Source organism: Peribacillus sp. NPDC097197, from assembly GCF_050278025.1.
Taxonomy (GTDB): domain Bacteria; phylum Bacillota; class Bacilli; order Bacillales; family DSM-1321; genus Peribacillus.
Genome location: NZ_JBNNST010000007.1, coordinates 174,742 through 194,792 on the forward strand (window position 1 = coordinate 174,742; position 20,051 = coordinate 194,792).

Here is a 20,051-nt window from a genome sequence, read left to right on the forward strand (position 1 = left end):
GTGGCCGGCATTCTCTTATCCATTTTCATTCATGTGATTTTTGTAAAAGTTATCGACTGATTCGCAAGTTGATTAATTTTAGCAAGAATATTCCAATAAGGCATTGTGTCTCTTTTCTTGTGTAAAAGTTGGAAAGAGTTAGATTGTATGGGAAAAGTGATGATAGTCATGGAGCCTACCGGGCAATATTGGCTGAGCTTAGCTCACATTTTAAAAGAAAATGAGATGAAGTTTGTTGCATTTAATCCGTTACACGTAAAGAAAAGCAAGGAATCCTATTGGCGATGAAGCTTCAACAATTTCATTGTCGTCTCTTCTAATCTGTTCTCATTCTTGATTATCTGAATGATTTCCCCCTGTTTCATAAATAGAATAATGTCTCCCGTCTCGGCTGCTACATCCATCATATGGGTAGAAAAAACAATGATTGTACCATTTTTTTTAATCTGATTAAGAATTTCAACGAACTGGTTAACCCAGTAGGGATCCAATCCATTAGTGGGCTCATCCAGTAGCAAAACATTCGGTTTGGCTAAAATGGATTGCCCGAACAATAATCGTTGCCGCATGCCCTTAGACAAACTTTTTACTAGTTCACGTTTCTTATCAACAAGACCTATCAACTCGATTACTTCATTAATCCTTTCGCTTTTCACTTTCCGTAAAGATCCATAAAAACTAAGGAACTCTTCAACTGTCATCATTTCCTGGGCTTGGAAGTCATCAGGCATGAAACCGATTTCTTTTAAATAGTTCTCGCGATCATATTTAATGACTTTTCCGTTAATAGAAGTTGTACCACTAGATGGATATAGAAGACCCGCAATTATTTGTAATAATGTACTTTTGCCAGCACCATTTCCACCGCATAATACGATACAAGTTCCCTCTGTTACTTCAAAAGAACATGGATATAATGCCGTCTTTTTCTTATAAACCTTCGAGACACCATCCACTTTTAATCCTGTCATCGCCTTTTCCTCCATTCCAGCATGAGCATCGAAAATAATAACGTCAGTGACAAAAATCCAATGACATATAATATATAGATAATAATTCCGAAAGGAGAGTCTAAGAAAGTCATAAGTGAATCATATGCTTGACCAAAAACTGCCCCTGCATCAAGTGACATGACAAAGGACACCCGAATGATTTCAGCGGGATTTGCAAATAAGAAAAATTTCATCATGGGGGCAATCCAAGGATAAGGGAGCAAACCTAAGATAGCAATCAATGCAGTCGGCCAAATCATGATTAGAAAAAACCAGATAATGACGGAAATTGATAATGCCTGCCACCTTGTCGATACGATACACCCTACGGTTACCCCAAGGATGAGAAAGAAAAAAATTAGAGTAATAGAGAAAAAGTAAATAGATAAAAGCCAGTCGCTGGAAAAAATATTCCCACTCACTATCCCTATGGCCAAGCTAATTCCATAACTGAACGTGAAAACGATCGCTTGAGCCGTGAATTGACCACCTATTTTGCCCACTATGTACGACAAAGTAAATAACGGATAGGTATTCAATAACCGCCATTGTCCATTTTCCATCTCATTAGCGATTGAAAAGGAACCAATGATCAACATGAAAAGTGGGATGATATATAAAGCGACGTTGATTATAGTACCACTCGTATTGGTATAACCAGTTAAGGAGGGGGAGCTGCTTTGCAATAAAAATAAGAGAGACAATACAGCGACCCACAAGCCCAAGAAAGAATAATACGATCGCTGTCGTACGGTCATGCGCAGTTCAGAAAACCAAATATTCCACATCTTTATTCCCTCTTTTCGAACAATCTTCTACTTCAGTATCTTATATGTCTAACATGTAGTTCACCAATCATCTCAATATATAACGGTCAGATACCTAGATACCTGATAAAGAAATAGGGGCAGCCCGAAAATGGAACTGGCCCCTATTCTTTAATGGGAACCGCTATCTTCTTCACCGTCTGAATGTGAATGGTCCTTCATATTATGTTTCTGCATCATTTCATGGTTTTGCTCCCACCCATGGTCAGCTAAATCGTTTGCAGACATTAGCTGGCTGCCTTCATTTGCAGTGGCAAACTCTTCAGCGGAAGCTTTATCTTTAAATGATAGTACATTGTAGGCCATTGGTGTTTTAACCGATGGATTGTATACATAAATTGCATCTTTTCCTAAAATCCATTCTTTATCGTTGTAATCACGGACAAATTGAGCATCAATTTTTTTATTTTCATTAGCATGAACCCAATCATACATACAGCCTATATCATCAAAAACCATGGATTTACCATTATCTAAAATAATTTGGGTAGCATGTTGATCGTTAATAACGGCCATATTACATGTTTCACAAGTGTCCGTCGCTTCATTAATGGCAACAGGTTTAACCTCATCATTCCCACATGCTGTGATACTCATAATTATTCCTGCCACTGCAAGGAAACTAAATAGTTTTTTCTTCATCGTTTTTTCCTCCCAAATATAAATAAACTACAACTTGCTACAATCATCACTGCACTCATAAACCATAAACTAAAACGAGATGATTGTTCTTTTTTTACTTCCATGGTCATGTCCATTAGAGGGGCTGAATCTATTAATAACTGTTCAAATGGACTTTTCAACATGTTTTGTAACATGATAATTCCCGGTGCTTGGAAAAATAGTTGATATTCCGGAACATCCGCTGTTAAGGTAAGAAAATATGGGTCGGCAGTATAGACAATATCACTCTTGCCATTCCCATCTAAATCAACCTTACTAGCTGAATCCCAATAATTACCGTCCAGTTGATTATTTGAGCTGTCTATTGCCTGGGCATCGTTGACATTTCCGACGAATGTATTATTCATTGCCTTATTTCCATTCGATTTTAAAAACTGTATTCCAGTAAAATTGTCCATGATTTTATTGGATTTCAATCGATTGTTTTCAGCTTTTTCGATAAAAATGCCTACTCGATTGGATATAAACTCATTTCCGGTCACCTCAGTATCAGAAGCTAAATATAGTAACAGTCCTTGAGCATTCACACTATTATTATTAGAAGAAAACTGATTATTACTAACGACTGTCCGTTTTGATTCCATTAACTCCGTGCCTGTTGTATTTAATGTAGATACATTTTCGTCAAGTATATTATCATTGGAGAACATGAGATGCATACCGTAACGGGATTTTTGGATGTTATTTCCGCGTAAGATATTCTTGTCGCTTTGCTCTAAATAAATCCCATCAGAAACATTCGTTATAGTAAGGTTTTCAAACTTATTGCGGTTAGATTTCCATAAATCGATTCCATTCCCTCGATATTTGCCAATAATCTCGCTGTCTTGGATTGTCACGTCATTTGCATTGTCGAGCCTAATCCCTAAATGCTTCGTCTTAATGTTTAATTTTTCCAGAGTATGATAGGACCCCGTAACATAGATAGCTGCGTCTTCTTTTTCATTCCCACAATGTTCCACCATGATATTTTTTAGAGTAACACCCTTGTTGAGAATGGTAACGACCGGTTCATTCTCACAAGAGCGAAGAAGGACTTTACCTGTTCCTTCTAGGGTTACTGGCTTGGAGATTATTACTGTCTCCTCATACTCTCCCTCCTCTATTTTAATCGTGGCACCGTTTGGAGCTTCATCAATTTTAGATTGTAAAGGGCTTGTGGCTTCTGATACGGCTGGCAAGCAACAGGATAATAAGAGGAGAAACAGGATATTATACATTAATTTCACTTCTTTAGTCTCCTCGCTCTCGAATTGATTCACATGTTAGTCTAGCTAATAAATGTATAAATTTAATGAGGATACCAACCATGCTCATGGTGTACAGACAACATTTCCTTGAAGTGTAAATGTTCATAACATTAGTATAGACAGAATGAAAAGATTAAATAATATGATGATCATTCTATTGAAAGAGAAGGCAAGAGAAGGAATTCGAGGAATCTTAGAAGAATTGAAGACTTTCTTATTATTGGAGAAGGGAAAAATGGAGAAGAAGCGATTAAACGTACCGAAGAATTAATGCCTGATATGATCCAAATGGATATTTAAATACCTGTAATGGATGGACTAGAAGCGACTAAAATTCAAACCATATGTGAAAATTGTAATGATTACGGTTTTAGAGGATATCATAAATTTATTTGATGCGTTAAAAAAAGGGGAGGAGTTTATGAGAAGTATAACGAGTGGATATTGGTAATGACAGAAATGAAATTTACAAGGTATTCATCGATCATTCCACCAACTAAAGCAGCTTGAAAGGACAAGCTGCTTAAATGTTATTTTCCATTTTGGGCTGATGAAGTGGGGAGAACTCTTCTTGTAGTATGGAGTACATGTTAAGATCTCGATGTTTTCCTTTTGCGAAGATGCCTTTTCTCAAGGTTCCTTCAAATGACATCCCTATTTTCTCCATCACCCGTGCGGATCCTGTATTCTCTACGAAACATCTTGCTTGAATTCGAACGACATTCATCCGGTTAAAGCCAAAGGCAATCACTTCATTGGCAGCTTCTGTCATGATTCCCTTACCCCAATAATCTTGAGAAAGTACATACCCGATTTCGGCTACACGATGCCCCACCAGCCACGAGACAAAATCAATGGTTCCGATGATCTTCCCGGTTGCTTTATACTGGATTCCCCACGGAGCGACATACTTATTCTCATATTGTGCCATGGCAAAGTCAATAAAATCTCTAGTATCAGCCAGTGTCTTATGGTTATCCCACGTGACGTATTTTGTCACTTCTTCATCAGAACCGTAAACATGAATATCTTCAGCATCTTCCCACGTTATTTTCCTCAGGATCAGGCGTTCTGTTTCTAAAGTAGGAAAATTTTTGAATGGATTTTCCATTTTATCACCTCTTGTTCTATTAGTTATTACCATTATATAGGGAATTATAAAAAGATACAGAAAAAATAGCATTCAATGAAAGAATGCTATTTTACCATTGCTATTGCTATGAAATACTTCGTTCAAAATCTAAAACTTCTTAGGAAACTGCTTGATAATCCCTTTGGTTAAAATATCCGCCAATATAATAATATGGTCTTCTCCTTTATCAAAAGCAACAATTTCAGCGTCTGTGTCCTTTTTAAGTCGGGCACTCACTTGGTCTGTCAACAATTGCAGATGCATATATAACAGTTCCTTTAATTCTTCATTGCTCCAATTTGGATTGGCTTTGCTGAGAAAGAGGGCGATATCATCAGCGTTTTTATACCATTCTGTATTGTATTTCTTGAAGTTATTTTGGTTTCCGCTTTTTGCTGCCTCCACCACTTTTCCTGCAAGTACAATGTGCTCCCTTAGCAATTGGGCCAGCTTGTCACCGGCCTCCTCCCCATAATAGGGCTTAATGGCATTCCCGATATCATCTTGGTTTTGTAATAACCGTGCTAACACTTTTTCTTGATCATCCAGGCCTGAGATGGCACTGACAATATAGCTTCTTGTCCAGATCGTATGATCGATCCAAAGCTTCCGTAAAGCATTTTGCAGTTGAACCGACGATTCTTCCATACATTGCCTTGAAGGATTGGCTTTACCTTTGGCCTCCGTATGTAGGGGTGAGAAAATTAAGGCAAATGACATAATCAATAACGTTACCTTCATGAACAGGTTTTTAATAAAAAACATCTCCTTTATTTAAGATGAAATACTGGCTTATTATTTGATGTAGTTCCAGTTTTTACTCCTAAATCACCTAAAACTTATCCCATTCAATCAGTGATAAAGAGAAGGAAATCCCCCTTTAATAGAGAAATACATACAAAGGGGATGGTGAGATGTCAAACGATATTTCTTCTGAATATATTAGGGTGTTTAAATGGCGGTTTAAGGATATGAAATATACAGCGGATAAGGCGATGGAACAGCTTGATGAGGAGATGCTTTTTTGGTCACCGAATGAGCAATCCAATAGTATCGCCATCATCGTGAAGCATATGAGCGGGAATATGGTTTCACGGTGGACGGACTTTTTATATACAGATGGGGAGAAACCGTCCAGGGACCGAGATGCGGAATTCGAGCCTGCCATTACCAGTCGAAAAGAGTTAATCGAGGTTTGGGAAAAGGGATGGAATGTCCTTCTTTATTCCTTGCATGCCATCAAGAAGGAACATCTGCTTCGAGACATATTCATTAGAAAAGAACCCCATACCTTGATTGAGGCCCTTGAGCGACAAATGTATCACTATTCCTACCATATCGGCCAGATCGTCTATATAGCCAAGCTGCAAAAGGGGGATGCCTGGAAAAGTTTGACCATCCCAAAACGAGTAAAAGGAGAGTTTTAATGAAATTTCAATCAAAGAAAGATTGGTGGACTTACCCTGTCTTCTTAGGGATAATCATCGCAGTCTTCATCCCGCTATTCACGGATCAAGACCTGACAAGTCTATATATAGGCGTGCCGGTAGCCGGTTTGATTCTTTGGATATGGTTTACGACCTATTATGTGATAGAGAGAAATAGTTTGGTCGTTCGGTCGGCATTCATTCATAAAATCATCCCGGTCTATGAAATCAGATCGATAAGAAGAACCTTTAATCCATTATCTTCGCCAGCGCTTTCACTCGACCGGTTGGAAATCCTATATGGGAATGGCAAAACGGTGCTTATTTCCCCGGAAAATCGTGAAAAGTTCCTTGAGGAATTAAAGAAATTGAATCCCTCGATTGTCATTGTCCTGAAGAAATAAAGGTCTTAAGGAATGAAAAATATGTGGGAGGCGAGAAAATGAAATTAGCTTTTTTATGTCATCCAGTCAAATATTTAAAAGGTTCATCCCGTTACTATCGGGAAGTGTTGGGATTTGAAGAAGCTTGGCAGGAAGGGGACCATACGGTTGCGTTAAAGCTTCCGGATAGTGATGTGCAGTTAATGCTTGAAGATGATGAGGAAGGATTCTCGGCCGGTGGCGTTTTTATCGTGGATAGTGTAGACCGGTTTTACCATGAAAACAGCACATTGGATTTTGTGAAGGAACCATGTGATATTCCACCAGGTAGATACGCCATCTTTCAAGATCGCTCGGGAAACCTAATCCGCATCATCGATAAAACGAAGAGTTGAAGGGGAAGACACCCTTTTTATCCGACATAGCAGAGGAGAGCCAACCCATGATCAAAGGCCTGTATGAAGCACATTTACCTGTATCAAATCTTGCTCGATCCACCGAATTCTATGAACAACTGGAGTTAGAACTAGCCTATCAAAATGATACCTTAGCTTTCTTTTGGATTGAGAAGGGGCGTAGTTGGTTAGGGTTGTGGGAAACGGATAAAGTGCAAACCCCTTACCACCCTTCTCTGAGGCATGTTGCCTTACATGTGGACAAAAAAGATATTGAACATGCGAAAGAATGGCTGGGAGATAAGGGAATTCAGATAAAAACAGCTTTCGACTTTCCACCTGATAGGCAGCCGCTTATTCTACCTAATAACCCTCATGCCCACGCAGCCATCTATTTTCAAGATCCCGATGGTAACTCCCTTGAATTGATCACCCCTTTAAGATTGGATGTCGAAGAAGACTTTACCATGATGTCCCTGGAGGAATGGAGTAAAAGACGTAGGGTTTAATAAATGGGAGGCAGATGAAATGAATTGATTACATATAGGTATTGTGAAATCTTCCTATTCGATAACACGTTTTTCTATAGAGTAGGCTATAAATTAGATAGTGAAGGGGCGGATCGAATCTTATAGTTAATCCCCATTTCTCATATGATTATATAGCGTGATTTCCTTCAAATGCACTTAGACGGACTTCTGAATATCCATCAACTGAAACATTTTCTAACCTATAATCTTAAATTAAAATTCGAATTTCCTTTGTAGATTCACAAAAAGTCATTCAATATGCTGACTATAATTTTTTACGATTAAATACGAATGATTCTTATTCCACCTAAAAAGAGATAAAAGAGCCACACCTATTAAATATATCTAATAGATATGGCTCTTTTTTAAGTTTTTAAGGTATTACTTAATTAACCGTGATACCAGCCTGTTTTACAGTTAATATATACAAGTTGATGCCAATCACCTTTTCCATCAAATTGTATATACATATCATAATAACCTAGATCACTTTTTTCTAGTTTGGTTTTATCTTTTTTGCCAACATAATTTTTCTTAATCTCGTTAATTGTTTTTGTTTTTACTCCTGGTGACCATTTATATGGATCAGCAAAGTGGAGTTCGTGTGTTTTTACATAGCCGTATTTACCTTTGTATTTGATTTTTGACCAGCCATATTGTTCAGAAGAGGACAAGTTATCCTGATCCTTACCGATAGGTACGCCACCATATACTTTTACGATTGTCCCAACCTTAATTTTCCCCAATGTTTTATACGATGTTCCTGCTGAAGATTTTACAGAAAGGACTGTTGCTGCATAGGCTTTGTCATAGCTTGTGGTTTTAGCTTCGGTTGAATTGAATGATAAACATAATGTTAGTAAACAAACACTTGCAAAAATCGAGATAATTTTTTTCATTCTAACAACACTCCTAATCAGTTACATAGATTTATTTTATAGAATTTTTTTCCTTTTTTATCATATCATGCGTAGTTATATAATACTATGTTTTCAAAAATGGTTTTGAATAAGTAGTAATCTTAAAAAAGAACTTGGGGAATTTTCACCAAGCTCGGTTATTTAACTATCATTTTTTTTACTGTTCCTTGGAGAAACAAAGAAGGCGAAAGGCATCCGTAAAATAGAAATGAGAATGATTTAGGACCTTCAAACGTTCTTTCTTTATTAAATACTTGTAGCAACATTCTTTTAGAACATAGCCTAAAATAAAGACGTACTTATAAACTAGATGGAAAATAAGTGGATATTATGATACGTTTATACTGGTGACTTATAGGTCAATTCAAAAAAAGGTAGGTATATTATGTCGGAAACAGTTCTTAAGGTTCAATCCTTGAAGAAGAAAATTGGGAAAAACGTCATTGTCGATGATGTGAGTTTTGAAATCAAAAGCAATGAAATATTCGGTTTGCTTGGTCCGAATGGAGCGGGGAAAACGACGATTATCCGGATGATTACCGGTCTTATTAATCGCACGGGCGGCAGCGTTATGATCAAGGGGCATGATCTTGATAAAGATTTTGAAGGGGCAATGAACCAACTAGGGGCCATTGTCGAAAATCCAGAATTCTATAAATATATGACGGGCAGAAAGAACATCATGCATTATGCTCACATGTCACATAATAAGATTTCCCCTGAGCGGATCGAAGAAGTGATCAAGATCGTAAAATTGGAAGAGGCCATCGATAAAAAGGTGAAAACCTATTCATTGGGCATGCGTCAACGTCTTGGTGTAGCACAGGCCATTTTACATAAACCATCTTTATTGATTTTTGATGAACCAACCAATGGCTTAGACCCACAAGGAATACGTGAATTCCGTGATCATTTGAAGTTGCTGGCAAGTGAGGGAGTGGGTGTGTTGATTTCTTCGCATCTCCTTTCAGAAATGCAATTAATGTGTGATACCTTTGCCATTATCGAAAAGGGTAAATTGATACATACGGAAGAAAAAAGAACAGAAGAAAAACAAGAGGATATTCATGAAGTGGCCTTTACGGTTAGCGATGGGGAGCGGGCAAAAACGATTTTGCTAGAAGAGTTTCCTAATCTTCCAGTGATCAAGCATAGTGCGGAATCCATTTCCGTATCAGCGACACGTGGACAGACGGCCCGTATAAATAGTAGTTTCATAAAGAATCAAATCGATGTCTATGAAATCGTGGTTACTAGAAAATCGCTAGAAGATAAGTTCTTTGAAATAACACAGCAGGGAATGAGGGAAACGGTATGATGTCCTTGATACGCAATGAATGGATGAAGATTTTTCAAAAAAAATCGAGCTATGTGTTTATTGGTTTCCTTCTATTAATGGTAATCGGCTCGGCGTTTATAGAAAGTAAACTGAATCCAGTCGATAAAGATGCAGACTGGAAGCAAGATGTGCGTGCAGATATAAAAGAGCAGGAAAAACAAATGAAAAGTCCGGAATTTGATGACGAAGACAAGGAATTCTTCAAGGAACAAATGGAAGTTAACGAACAACTTCTCAAGGAAAACATAAACCCAGACCTTCAAACGAACTGGACGTATATGGCGGAATGGACGACATCCATCACTTCATTCATTACTTTATTTGTCGTCATCGTTTGTAGTTCCCTGGTGTCTTCCGAGTTTTCGGATGGAACGATTAAGCAGTTGTTGATCAGGCCTTATAAACGTTGGAAGATCTTACTTTCCAAATACATTACTTCCCTATTATTTGCGGCACTATTACTTGTGATTTTACTCGCATTCAGCTATCTAATTGGTCTTTTATTCTTTGGAAGTGGTTCTTATACAGATAAAATCATGGATCCGACTTCTTTTGGATTCGCTCCTGTTTTAGTTGGCGAATATGTTGTGAATATGATGGTCTATTGGATTCCGGGATTCTTGGTGATCACAGCCATCGCCTTCATGTTAAGCACATTATTTAAAAGCCAAGCCCTTGCGGTGGGGATTGCTATCTTCATTTTATTTGCTTCTTCTACGTTGACTGCGATCATTCAGTCATTTATAGAAAAAAATGAGTGGTTAAAGTTTGTCCTGTTCCCTCATCTCGATTTAAGAGGATATATCTCTGAAACGGTGAATATGTTCGATGGGGCATCCCTTGGTTTCTCAATAGGAGTGCTTGCCGTCTATTATTTCCTATTTTTAGCGCTAACCTTTTTCTTCTTTCAAAAAAAGGATATTACGAATTGATGGTAATTCGTTGGGAAAGTCGAAATCCCTTTGGGGGTTTCGGTTTTTTTTTGAAAAGGAAGAGGTAGAAGATAGGTTTAAAAAAGTAAAAAACCGTTCGCTTAACGGAACGGTCATTGTTAAATCACTCAATCACATCAAACCAGAGGGAATCCGTATCATCCACCTCGCCATTGTAATTGATGGTGATTTCCTCCCCGGCCACTATATCGGCATGTGCATAAAAGTCGATGGTCATCCGTTCTTCATTATTATCAAACCGGGCATTTGGGGTGTAGGAATGATTAAATAAGGAACCATATCCCAAGGCAAGCGCGGTATCGTCGTCTCCCCAATAGAAGCAATGCTCGAATAGTGAGGTTTTCTTTAAGTATTTCCAGTCCTTTTTTGGTGAAACGACAACAGGGGATGATTCTATCCATTCATCTTTTTTTATATCCCGTGTAGCGAATATCCCACGGCCATATTTTCCTGTGTGTTTGATGCAAATGGGGGGCACTGAGGCATCTCCTTTCTGCCAATCCTGATTCGTTTTCATGTGTTCCTTATCTAGGGTTTTTAGTTGTGTTTTTAAATAAGCATTCCGTTTGCGAATGAAGTCAAAGATGAATTCAGGTTCTTGATCGAATACATCGATCTGCCCCTTCTTATAAGGATCGAGGAGGACATGGGGGCGTAATGCTTGATGGAGGGTGTGTACTTTATCTTCCATATAATCGACCGTGAATGTTGTTTCCAGGATTTCTTCTACTGTATCTTTATAGAGTTTACGAAATTCAGGAACTTGTAAGAGAAGGGTGTTCAGGTGATTTTTCTTTTTTCCTTCGATAGGCACGTACGTGTGCTCCATGATTCCACCGCTCACTTTCCGTCCCCATGTTGCATCATAGTCCCAAGGAATGATTTCGAATAAACCAGTTTTACTATTGCGGTATAAGGCATAGTTATGCGTGAAACCGTCATTATTCATCGTACAAACGGCTGCGGATAGCCAGCGTAAGTATGAATCCATATGGATATGCTGTGCGACGACATCATGTAATTTACTTAGAGGGGTTGTATTGATTTTTTGAATGAAATCATGCAGGAAAATATCGTCGGACTCTATGCCATACACTCGTTTATAACCAGATAGAAGCGATTGTTTTGGTTTTTCGTCTTTTTCCAAGGAAAAGTTTGCACCATTGCCGACAGCGTAGTAGATGGGTCCGGAGGGAAGACCTCTTTTTTCTAAAAAAAATTCGTCCACGGATTCCAATTGTAAATATACGCCCTTTAAGGCATCATTACGTGTTAAATTGATATGCTGACTATGTGGTGAAAGAACTCCGAGGTCTTCGAAGAAATCTAGAGAAAGCTTGTTGCGCATTAACGAGGGATCTCTGTATTCAGCATTCAGATGGATTTTTTGAGCGCCAAAGAATCTTTCAGGTTCGATAAACTCAACCCAATAAGACCTTTTTCGGAATTTCCGTGTATAAGAGCCCCGATAGGCCATATCGATATCATAGGAATTTTCACCAACTTTTAAATAAGCGGGAATCGGGTTGTCGCTCCATACATTTTTCCGTAAATGATCCAAATCTTCTTCTTCAATCGTCAAGAAATATGAGGGAATATGATAGCTCATACAATTACCTACCTTTTATACTATTGTTAAGAAAGAAGTCTCAGCTTGATGAAGCGGCTACTATTCATCAAGCTGAAACCGCAATGATTCATTTACTTATCTTCTATTTCTTCTTTTTCTTGTTGAACATCCAGTAGACGTCCTGCGAGTACACGTCCTGCGAGTGGACGTCCTGCGAGTACACGTACTGCGAGTGGACGTACTGCGAGTAGACGTACTGCGAGTAGACGTTCTGCGAGTAGACGTTCTGCGAGTAGACGTTCTGCCAGTGGACTTATGTCCAGTAGAATGTTTACCCTTTTTTCCTTTTTTTCCTTTCGTCATTCAAACCCCTCCTTTCATGAAGCTAATGGTATAGTATGCAGGGGTGTCCGAGCTTGAATGTGTTTTTGAAAAATCAGGCGAAAAATGATAAAGGGAAAGGATATTTGTCACATAACTTCGGATAGCCCCCACAAAAAACATGGGCATCTTGAAGTTACTATTTATTGACAGTGAGAATCATTATTGATTAAACTGGTTAATAGAAAGCAAATGGATGGGGGATGTGCACTATGTTCGTTCAAATGAAAAAAACAGTGGTAACAGAAGGCCATGCAGATCAAATCGTGCAAAAATTCAGTAGAGAAGGTTTGATTGAAAAGCAAGAAGGGTTCGTCGATCTAAGTGTTTTGGTCAAAAAGGTGCGACGGGGCGATGAGGAAGTAATCATCATGATTCGCTGGGAATCAGAGGAATACTGGAAGCAGTGGGAGAAGAGCGACGCACACATTGCTGGACATAAAGCCAATCTTGGCAAGCCAAAGCCTGATTATATCGTCAGCTCAGAAGGCGGATTATATGAAGTGAAAGCAGTGAAATCGACAGGAAAGTAAGATATGAGTCAGCCAGCATGTTTATGATGGCGACTTTTTTTATATACGGGAAAGGCTACTTATGCATACTCCTTCCATGATAAGACACCCTATATCATGGAGGTGAATACCACATGGATCAATCAAATTTGAAAAAAGATGAAAAGCAAAAACGTGAGGATAATTTAGTCGGCGGCGAAGACTTTACGACACAACAGCTTTTGAACGGGATGAATGGCATCTCGGAAATCTATCGTGATAATAGTGATGAAGACGAAAAAGAAACGACTGAATAAATATGAATGTATGTAAGCATAGCTGAAAAGTTATGCTTATTTTTCTGTCTGTGGTCGAATAACTAAGGGCTGTGGTTGAATGAATACAACGGGTGGTCGAATTAATGGATCCCGTGGTTGAATAAATCCTATTCGTGGTCGAATGAATCAAAAAATGAGGTCGAATGTCACCGTGCATGACAAGTATACTGCAGATATTTCGACTTTTTAAAACTGACCGATTGACCATTATCTATTTTTATTAGCATTTAGCAGGAAAAACCTCCTGTCACAGAGAAATCTAGGAGTACAGATGTGACGAAAAAGGAGTGGGTATGTTGAACTTTTCCATTAATGAAGAAGACAAAATCATGGAGTTCCTCCTAGAAAAAAAGGATGATTTCGAGCAGCAAATTTTGGAAGAGGCAGTCAATGTTAGAGAAAAAATCGAGGAAATCCTGCTGGTTGGGAATGTGGACCTTCTGAATAATGCGCATAAGCTGGTTCGGTACATCGTGGAACAGAATGAGGCAGCCATCATTGCTTTTGCTGAACAAGAGGGAGAAGCGTGGGCCACGCACTCCTTGACTCTTTCATTCAAGTTGGAATGGGTTCAGGCCATTCGCAGAACGTTATGGAAATTCCTATATGAATATGAACAATTACAAGATACATTCAATAATGTGGAAGTGTTTTTCGATTTAGAGAAGAAAGTGAATGAACAGGTCGACCAATTTCTTAAAGCGTTCTTCATTCGTTACTCGGATTATAAGGATCGATTGATCTTATCGCAACAGAACTTGGTGGAGAACTTATCCGTCCCAATCATTCCAATTACCCCAAGTATCTGCATCCTGCCTTTGATTGGGGATATGGAAGAATCACGCATGTATATCATCGAGGAAAAAGTACTGATAGAGATAGGAAAACTGGGGATACAAGTTTTGATATTGGATTTATCAGGAATCGTCGATATGGAAATTTCCGTCCTTAGAAAGTTAATGAACATTCTGGATGGGACGGCGATGATGGGGTGTAAAGCGGTAATCACTGGCCTCCGTCCTGAGATCGTTACGAAAATGGTGAGATCTGGAGTGTGCTTTGGTAATAAAGCAGAAACGAAAGGAACGCTGCAACAGGCGTTGCAAGATTATTTAATCGTATAAGATGAAGTGATCTCTCAATATCGGTTATATTTTGACCGGAATTACGGAGAAAAAACAAGTTCTACATGATGGAAATGCCGTTATCGATGGAGTCCAACGAGAGATTGGAAATTAGAGACTGCCCAAGAAAATGCTTGGCAGTCTCTTTATGCATTCCCCTACTTGATCAAGGAATACATATACGTATCGTGTGGGACTCCATTTTGATACATGTACTTTCGAAGGATCCCTTCCTCGGCAAAGCCTGCCTTTTTTAATAACTGACTGGATTGGACATTTTCCGTAAACACCACCGCACCGATACGCGTCAGACCGAGCTCATTGAAACCGAAGGCGGCTATTTCTTTGAGCCCCTCTGTCATATACCCTTTATTCCAATGATCCGGATGGAGTTCATAGCCAATTTCCGCTCTTCTGTTTTTGGGAAGGTAGGCGTGAAATCCTATCGTTCCAATCAGTCCAGGTATCCCTTTTCTTTCGATTCCCCAACGAATGGCCCGTTTCTCTTTATAGTTCTCAGCAAATTTTTCAATGATTTCCCTTGCCTGTTCGATACTTTCAAACGAATCTTGCCCATAAAAACGTGTAAGGTCATCATTGGAAAAGCACTGGTAGATTTCTTGGCTATCGCTTTCGGTAATTTCCCTTAAGGTCAGTCTTTCTGTCTCGAGTATCGGAAACATCTGTATCATCCCCTTCCATTCTTGTTATTCGACCTTGAGAAGAGGAATCCTGCCCTATACATGTTTTTCAGTTTCCCGGACAAGATATGCTTATCCTTTACTTAAAGGGGGGATTATCATGGGTAAAAAGCATCGTAATCGCATCAGTTCACCGAAGAAGAATAACCATATTCCAGAAGAAGCCATCATTGCCGAACATGAAGCACACGGTAAAGAGTATTCTGCGGAAAAACGTAAGAGAAGCAATCCTGGCCAGAGTCAAGACTAGAACAGAACCGCTTAGCCTTAAGGGCCGAGCGGTTTTTTTATGCTTGGGGTGCAAGTAGATCGATTCGCAATCGTCGATGCACAAAGTACTTTGTCTGCAGAAACGGTACATGTATGGAGTTATTGTTATTTAAAACATAATAAAAGTATAACGAAAACAAATCTAATATGTTGACAGAATAGGATGGATGATACAAAATATAATTATCTTGAAATAAAGATACATTATTTTAAAATAACTAAATATAGGATAAATGAGGAGAATATATAATGAATGTATTAGTAGTAAAAGCAAACAACCGTCCGGCAACAGAAGGAATCTCAAGCAAAATGTACGAAACGTTCATGGCTTCATTAGAAGGCAAAGACGTAAATGTAACAACGTACGATGTGTTTGAAGAAGATACACCATACTTCGGACAAGAAATTTTCAACGCGTTCGGCAAAGTGCAAACAGGCGGAGAGTTAACGGATATAGAAACACGCCTTTTGGCTGCTAAACAAAAAGCAATGGACGCAATCACTGCAGCGGACGTAGTGGTATTCGCGTTCCCATTATGGAACTTAACAATCCCGGCTAAACTGCATACATTCATCGATTATGTCTTTGCGGCAGGATTTGCATTCAAATATGATGCAAATGGGAACATGGTTCAATTAATGACTGACAAAAAAGCGATCTTCCTAAACGCTCGTGGCGGAGTTTACTCAACACCGGAAGCGGCTCCGATGGAAATGGCTGTTAACTACATGCGCAACGTATTTGGCGGCATCTTCGGCATGGAAATCATCGATGAGGTCATCATCGAAGGTCACAATGCAATGTCTGATAAAGCACAAGAAATCATTTCTGCAGGGTTGGAAGAAGTAAAGGCTTCCGCACAACGCTTAGTAGAATTGGCTGTTGAAGCATAATAAATATATAGGGTAAATATCAAAAACGGCATTTGAGCTTCGACTCAAATGCCGTTTTTGATTAATGGAGAAGGCCCTATTTTATGTTGTTTTTTTAGGAGTCAGGACAACGAACAAATGCGAGTTTCTACCAATTCTTAATAACTTATATGATTATCTAATCCAAACGGTATAATGATATAGGTATTTAGGTATATTTAAAAAACATGTACGAAGAAATGCGAGGGAATATTTTGAGTAAACAGATGACCAAGTGTAAAGCTTGCGGTAAGGAAATTGCAAAAGGAGTAAAGAAATGCGTTCATTGTGGAAAAGATCAACGTAATTTTTTTATGAGGCATAAAATTTTCACCGGTTTTTTAGTAATCATCATCTTGGTGATTATCACTTCATTAGGCGGGAAAGATGATGATACCAAGGTAGAAAATGATAATAAAGTGGCAGAGACAAATAAGGTAAAAGACGAGAAAAAGGTAGAAGATGATAAGAAAGCAGCAGATAATGTACCAAACGAACATAAGGCGGCATTAAAGAAAGCAGAAACGTATGCGGAAAACATGGATATGTCAAAAGCAGCGGTTTATGATCAATTGGTTTCAGAGCATGGAGAAAAATTCCCAGAAGAAGCGGCACAATATGCTATCGACAATATAGAAATTGACTGGAAAGAAAATGCGTTGAAGAAAGCAAAAACGTATGTGGATGAAATGGATATGTCAAAAGCAGCGGTTTATGATCAATTGGTTTCAGAGTATGGGGAAAAGTTTACCAAAGAAGAAGCTCAATATGCTGTGGATCATTTAGAATAATATTCACATGAAATACCAACAAAAAACGTTGAATCTGATTCAGCGTTTTTTTGTTGGATTTTTTAACGATAAACAATCAATAGAGGATGCCAGTTGAGTAAACAACGTGTGCATCGACTTAATCCCATGGTCGTGGGATTGATAGGGGATATGTTTTAAGGGTAGTTTAATTATATAGAGACAAATTTTTGATTTTATTACTAGAAAAAGCAATAATCATGGTGAAGGAAGGTGTTTATATGAAAAAATTAGAAGATAAAGTGGTCTTGATTACTGGTGGTGCTGGTGGAATCGGTGCTGGTATGGCTCATGCGATGGCGAAAGAGGGCGCAAACGTAGTCATTGTCGATGTGAATGAAGAAACAGGCAGGAAAGTGGAGGCCTCGTTGCAACAATACTCACCTGATTCGATGTTCATTCGATTCGATTTAACGAAGCATGATGAGTTAAAAGGGTTAGTGGACCAGGTTGTGGAGAAATACGGAAAGCTGAATGTGCTCGTTAATAATGCTCATGTATCGAGACAAATTCCCTTTATGGAAACGACTAGAGAGAATCTGGATTTATCATTCAATACCGGGTTTTATCCAACATTCTATTTAATGCAGGCGGCCGTTCCCCATCTAAAAGAAACGAAGGGAAATATTATCAACTTCGCTTCTGGGGCGGGGATTAAAGGGCAGCCGACACAAGCGGCCTATGCAGCGGCAAAAGAAGCGATTCGTGGTCTTACCCGTGTCACGGCCAATGAACTTGGCGGATTTGGAATTACCATCAATCTAATTTCTCCGATTGCCAACTCGGAAGGCGTGCAAGCTTGGGCCAAAGCGCATCCCGATATGTATGAAGGAATGCTGGCGGGTATTCCGGTGGGGCGCTTGGGTGATCCCGAGGAAGACATCGGTCGCGTGGCTGTATTTTTAGCTTCCGACGATAGTAAATATATTACTGGTCAAACGTTGATGGTAGACGGTGGATCCATCATGTTACATTAAAATGTTCGGGCGCGTTGATTCTATCGACGCGCTTTTATCATGCTTCAATACGTTCCCCTACCCACTTCGTTCATTAAACTGGTTGTTTTTTAAATGAATTGTCTAATAATTATCCATATGTTACTATTTTTGTAGATATTCTACGTGTGGGTTGTTCTAAATCTACGGGTATTTTGTCTAAGTATGATGTTTCGTTCATTTGTAAGGGGGATGTTGGGGAATGGGGAAGAAGACGAAGAATAGGTGGTTGATTGCCGTTTCTGCAGTGGGAATTCACTTGTCGATTGGTTCGGTGTATGCTTGGAGCGTATTCACGAAGCCACTTGCAAGCGAATTCGGTTGGGATTTGACTGATATTAGCTTAACATTTAGTATTGCGATTTTGTTTCTTGGGTTATCGGCTGCATTTCTTGGTCATTTTGTTGAAAAATATGGACCTAGGAAAGCGGGAATCCTCTCGGCGATTTTTTTTGGTTTAGGTATTACGGGGTCCGGTGTAGCGATTCATCTAGAATCCTTGCCTCTCCTTTATATTTCTTATGGCGTTTTCGGTGGGATCGGGCTCGGTGTAGGCTACATAGCACCGGTATCGACCTTGGTGAAATGGTTTCCAGATCGCAGGGGTCTAGCGACTGGCCTAGCCATTATGGGCTTTGGGTTTGCGGCACTGATTAACTCGCCAATCATCCAGGGTCTGATTGAATCGGTAGGAATTGCTACTACCTTTTTCATCCTTGGCACCGCTTACTTTATCATCATGATCGCTTCCTCTCTTTACTTGGAGCCTCCAGAGAAAGGCTGGCTACCTGTAGGGTATAAAGAGAAAATCAAAACGGGCAAAGTGAAGGCATTGCAAGATCTTTCGCAGTTGACCGCTAACGAAGCAGTTAAAACAAAACGGTTTTATTATCTATGGATCATGCTGTTCATTAATATAACTTGTGGGATTGCCATCATTTCAGCTGCCTCCCCGCTTGCCCAGGAAAGTATTGGGTTAAGCGCCGCTGCTGCTGCGGCACTAGTGGGCGTGCTCGGTGCCTTCAATGGTCTTGGACGGATTGGCTGGGCATCTGTATCGGATTTCATTGGTCGCCCGAATACGTATACCATATTTTTCACGATACAGGTCATTGCCTTCCCGCTCTTGATCATTACGGATAACCCGGTTATCTATCAAATTTTATTAGCGATTATTTATACATGCTATGGTGGAGGATTCGCTTCCATTCCAGCGTATATTGGAGATTTGTTCGGTACGAAGCAGTTAGGGGCCATTCATGGATATATTCTAACGGCATGGGCAGCTGCTGGGCTCGTGGGTCCGATGTTTGCTTCATGGATCAGGGAAACAACCGGGAGTTACTCCCAAAGTTTAATCGTATTCACTGGTTTTTTCGCCGTTGCATTGATTGTTTCCTTATTGATTCGTCTGGACATAAACCGATTGAAAAAAATCCAGACGAACGAAAGCCAGGATATCAGTGTTTGATGGTAAGTAGTTTGTATAATGATAGAATAAGAAACTCGCTGATTTCTTCCTCAGCGGTTTTTTTAAGTAAGTATTTAAGGACATTCATTTTGCCCTAAACGATGAAACCGATTCATCTCCTTATTCAAACGATTAGTCAGGATCTTTTTCAGTTCTT

At 39.2% G+C, this 20,051-nt stretch carries 25 protein-coding genes and 2 pseudogenes; 16 read left to right on the plus strand and 11 right to left on the minus strand.

All coding sequences use genetic code 11. The features are described from left to right. Positions 1 to 147: 147 nt before the first annotated feature. Positions 148 to 273, plus strand: a pseudogene (locus ACQKL6_RS11655) (hypothetical protein); the annotation flags it as partial. A 2-nt stretch (positions 274 to 275) separates the two neighbouring features. Here ACQKL6_RS11655 and ACQKL6_RS11660 read toward each other — a convergent pair. The 4 genes from ACQKL6_RS11660 to ACQKL6_RS11675 all read right to left on the minus strand — a co-directional run bounded on the left by ACQKL6_RS11660 (position 276) and on the right by ACQKL6_RS11675 (position 3,723). Continuing rightward, positions 276 to 971: an ABC transporter ATP-binding protein gene (locus ACQKL6_RS11660; protein WP_402874135.1), complete on the minus strand. Its 696-nt coding sequence runs from the start codon at positions 969 to 971 to the stop codon at positions 276 to 278. Next, positions 968 to 1,780 (minus strand): ABC transporter permease, encoded by an 813-nt coding sequence (locus ACQKL6_RS11665; protein ID WP_427651134.1) that lies wholly within the window; start codon positions 1,778 to 1,780, stop codon positions 968 to 970. The genes ACQKL6_RS11660 and ACQKL6_RS11665 overlap by 4 nt, the downstream gene beginning before the upstream one ends. 150 nt (positions 1,781 to 1,930) lie before the next feature. Beyond that, the gene (locus ACQKL6_RS11670) at positions 1,931 to 2,461 is read right to left on the minus strand and encodes a nitrous oxide reductase accessory protein NosL (protein WP_427651135.1); all 531 of its coding nucleotides are present in this window, start codon (positions 2,459 to 2,461) and stop codon (positions 1,931 to 1,933) included. Next, complete coding sequence (locus ACQKL6_RS11675) at positions 2,458 to 3,723, minus strand: right-handed parallel beta-helix repeat-containing protein (protein WP_427651161.1); 1,266 nt, start codon at positions 3,721 to 3,723, stop codon at positions 2,458 to 2,460. The genes ACQKL6_RS11670 and ACQKL6_RS11675 overlap by 4 nt, the downstream gene beginning before the upstream one ends. 154 nt (positions 3,724 to 3,877) lie before the next feature. Here ACQKL6_RS11675 and ACQKL6_RS11680 point away from each other — a divergent pair, with 154 nt between their 5' ends. Beyond that, entirely contained in the window at positions 3,878 to 4,024 is a 147-nt protein-coding gene (locus ACQKL6_RS11680) for a hypothetical protein (protein ID WP_403124704.1), read from the plus strand. A gap of 252 nt (positions 4,025 to 4,276) precedes the next feature. Here the strand turns inward: ACQKL6_RS11680 and ACQKL6_RS11685 are convergent, their stop codons facing one another. Then, positions 4,277 to 4,864, minus strand: a complete 588-nt coding sequence (locus tag ACQKL6_RS11685; RefSeq protein ID WP_427651136.1) for a GNAT family N-acetyltransferase — start codon at positions 4,862 to 4,864, stop codon at positions 4,277 to 4,279. A 129-nt stretch (positions 4,865 to 4,993) separates the two neighbouring features. After that, positions 4,994 to 5,641, minus strand: a complete 648-nt coding sequence (locus ACQKL6_RS11690; protein WP_427651162.1) for a glycosyltransferase — start codon at positions 5,639 to 5,641, stop codon at positions 4,994 to 4,996. A 158-nt stretch (positions 5,642 to 5,799) separates the two neighbouring features. On the opposite strand from ACQKL6_RS11690, the gene ACQKL6_RS11695 reads away from it, so the two are divergent. Genes ACQKL6_RS11695 through ACQKL6_RS11710 form a run of 4 tightly spaced genes read left to right on the plus strand, consistent with a single transcriptional unit; the run spans position 5,800 to position 7,599 of the window. Beyond that, a complete protein-coding gene (locus tag ACQKL6_RS11695; protein WP_427651137.1) occupies positions 5,800 to 6,312 on the plus strand; it encodes a DUF1572 family protein in 513 nt (170 codons plus the stop codon). Beyond that, positions 6,312 to 6,716 (plus strand): PH domain-containing protein, encoded by a 405-nt coding sequence (locus ACQKL6_RS11700; protein WP_402987125.1) that lies wholly within the window; start codon positions 6,312 to 6,314, stop codon positions 6,714 to 6,716. The genes ACQKL6_RS11695 and ACQKL6_RS11700 overlap by 1 nt, the downstream gene beginning before the upstream one ends. Before the next feature lie 38 nt (positions 6,717 to 6,754). After that, a complete protein-coding gene (locus tag ACQKL6_RS11705) occupies positions 6,755 to 7,090 on the plus strand; it encodes a VOC family protein (RefSeq protein ID WP_402987123.1) in 336 nt (111 codons plus the stop codon). A gap of 47 nt (positions 7,091 to 7,137) precedes the next feature. Then, the gene (locus tag ACQKL6_RS11710; protein ID WP_427651138.1) at positions 7,138 to 7,599 is read left to right on the plus strand and encodes a VOC family protein; all 462 of its coding nucleotides are present in this window, start codon (positions 7,138 to 7,140) and stop codon (positions 7,597 to 7,599) included. A gap of 410 nt (positions 7,600 to 8,009) precedes the next feature. On the opposite strand, the gene ACQKL6_RS11715 is transcribed toward ACQKL6_RS11710, so the two are convergent. Further along, positions 8,010 to 8,519, minus strand: coding sequence for an SH3 domain-containing protein (locus tag ACQKL6_RS11715; RefSeq protein ID WP_403080457.1), 510 nt, complete (start codon positions 8,517 to 8,519; stop codon positions 8,010 to 8,012). Between the two features lie 406 nt (positions 8,520 to 8,925). Here ACQKL6_RS11715 and ACQKL6_RS11720 point away from each other — a divergent pair, with 406 nt between their 5' ends. Both ACQKL6_RS11720 and ACQKL6_RS11725 read left to right on the plus strand, forming a co-directional pair. Then, positions 8,926 to 9,858: an ABC transporter ATP-binding protein gene (locus ACQKL6_RS11720; RefSeq protein WP_427651139.1), complete on the plus strand. Its 933-nt coding sequence runs from the start codon at positions 8,926 to 8,928 to the stop codon at positions 9,856 to 9,858. Beyond that, positions 9,858 to 10,811: an ABC transporter permease gene (locus ACQKL6_RS11725; protein ID WP_427651163.1), complete on the plus strand. Its 954-nt coding sequence runs from the start codon at positions 9,858 to 9,860 to the stop codon at positions 10,809 to 10,811. Before ACQKL6_RS11720 ends, ACQKL6_RS11725 begins: the two co-directional genes overlap by 1 nt. A 124-nt stretch (positions 10,812 to 10,935) precedes the next feature. Here the strand turns inward: ACQKL6_RS11725 and ACQKL6_RS11730 are convergent, their stop codons facing one another. From ACQKL6_RS11730 to ACQKL6_RS11740, 3 genes and pseudogenes are all read right to left on the minus strand, one after another. Next, entirely contained in the window at positions 10,936 to 11,349 is a 414-nt protein-coding gene (locus tag ACQKL6_RS11730; protein WP_403124848.1) for an SET domain-containing protein, read from the minus strand. Between the two features lie 12 nt (positions 11,350 to 11,361). Further along, positions 11,362 to 12,441, minus strand: a pseudogene (locus ACQKL6_RS11735) (CotH kinase family protein); the annotation flags it as partial. Positions 12,442 to 12,537: 96 nt separating this feature from the next. Next, a complete protein-coding gene (locus ACQKL6_RS11740) occupies positions 12,538 to 12,765 on the minus strand; it encodes a hypothetical protein (protein ID WP_427651140.1) in 228 nt (75 codons plus the stop codon). A 230-nt stretch (positions 12,766 to 12,995) separates the two neighbouring features. On the opposite strand from ACQKL6_RS11740, the gene ACQKL6_RS11745 reads away from it, so the two are divergent. The 3 genes from ACQKL6_RS11745 to ACQKL6_RS11755 all read left to right on the plus strand — a co-directional run bounded on the left by ACQKL6_RS11745 (position 12,996) and on the right by ACQKL6_RS11755 (position 14,736). Continuing rightward, entirely contained in the window at positions 12,996 to 13,316 is a 321-nt protein-coding gene (locus ACQKL6_RS11745; RefSeq protein ID WP_402874169.1) for an antibiotic biosynthesis monooxygenase family protein, read from the plus strand. A gap of 113 nt (positions 13,317 to 13,429) precedes the next feature. Then, on the plus strand, positions 13,430 to 13,591 hold the full coding sequence (locus tag ACQKL6_RS11750; protein ID WP_402874171.1) for a hypothetical protein: 162 nt from the start codon (positions 13,430 to 13,432) through the stop codon (positions 13,589 to 13,591). Between the two features lie 317 nt (positions 13,592 to 13,908). Then, the gene (locus tag ACQKL6_RS11755) at positions 13,909 to 14,736 is read left to right on the plus strand and encodes an STAS domain-containing protein (protein WP_427590989.1); all 828 of its coding nucleotides are present in this window, start codon (positions 13,909 to 13,911) and stop codon (positions 14,734 to 14,736) included. Positions 14,737 to 14,894: 158 nt separating this feature from the next. Here the strand turns inward: ACQKL6_RS11755 and ACQKL6_RS11760 are convergent, their stop codons facing one another. After that, the gene (locus tag ACQKL6_RS11760) at positions 14,895 to 15,419 is read right to left on the minus strand and encodes a GNAT family N-acetyltransferase (RefSeq protein ID WP_402987109.1); all 525 of its coding nucleotides are present in this window, start codon (positions 15,417 to 15,419) and stop codon (positions 14,895 to 14,897) included. Positions 15,420 to 15,537: 118 nt separating this feature from the next. On the opposite strand from ACQKL6_RS11760, the gene ACQKL6_RS11765 reads away from it, so the two are divergent. The 5 genes from ACQKL6_RS11765 (at position 15,538) to ACQKL6_RS11785 (ending at position 19,894) form a co-directional block, all read left to right on the plus strand. Next, positions 15,538 to 15,687, plus strand: a complete 150-nt coding sequence (locus tag ACQKL6_RS11765; RefSeq protein WP_402874177.1) for a hypothetical protein — start codon at positions 15,538 to 15,540, stop codon at positions 15,685 to 15,687. Positions 15,688 to 15,956: 269 nt separating this feature from the next. Next, positions 15,957 to 16,601, plus strand: coding sequence for an FMN-dependent NADH-azoreductase (locus tag ACQKL6_RS11770; protein ID WP_427651141.1), 645 nt, complete (start codon positions 15,957 to 15,959; stop codon positions 16,599 to 16,601). Between the two features lie 206 nt (positions 16,602 to 16,807). Beyond that, the gene (locus ACQKL6_RS11775) at positions 16,808 to 17,410 is read left to right on the plus strand and encodes an Ltp family lipoprotein (protein WP_427590864.1); all 603 of its coding nucleotides are present in this window, start codon (positions 16,808 to 16,810) and stop codon (positions 17,408 to 17,410) included. A gap of 239 nt (positions 17,411 to 17,649) precedes the next feature. Continuing rightward, entirely contained in the window at positions 17,650 to 18,405 is a 756-nt protein-coding gene (locus ACQKL6_RS11780; protein ID WP_402874184.1) for an SDR family NAD(P)-dependent oxidoreductase, read from the plus strand. Positions 18,406 to 18,625: 220 nt separating this feature from the next. Continuing rightward, on the plus strand, positions 18,626 to 19,894 hold the full coding sequence (locus ACQKL6_RS11785) for an L-lactate MFS transporter (RefSeq protein ID WP_402874188.1): 1,269 nt from the start codon (positions 18,626 to 18,628) through the stop codon (positions 19,892 to 19,894). The last annotated feature ends 157 nt before the right edge of the window (positions 19,895 to 20,051 follow it).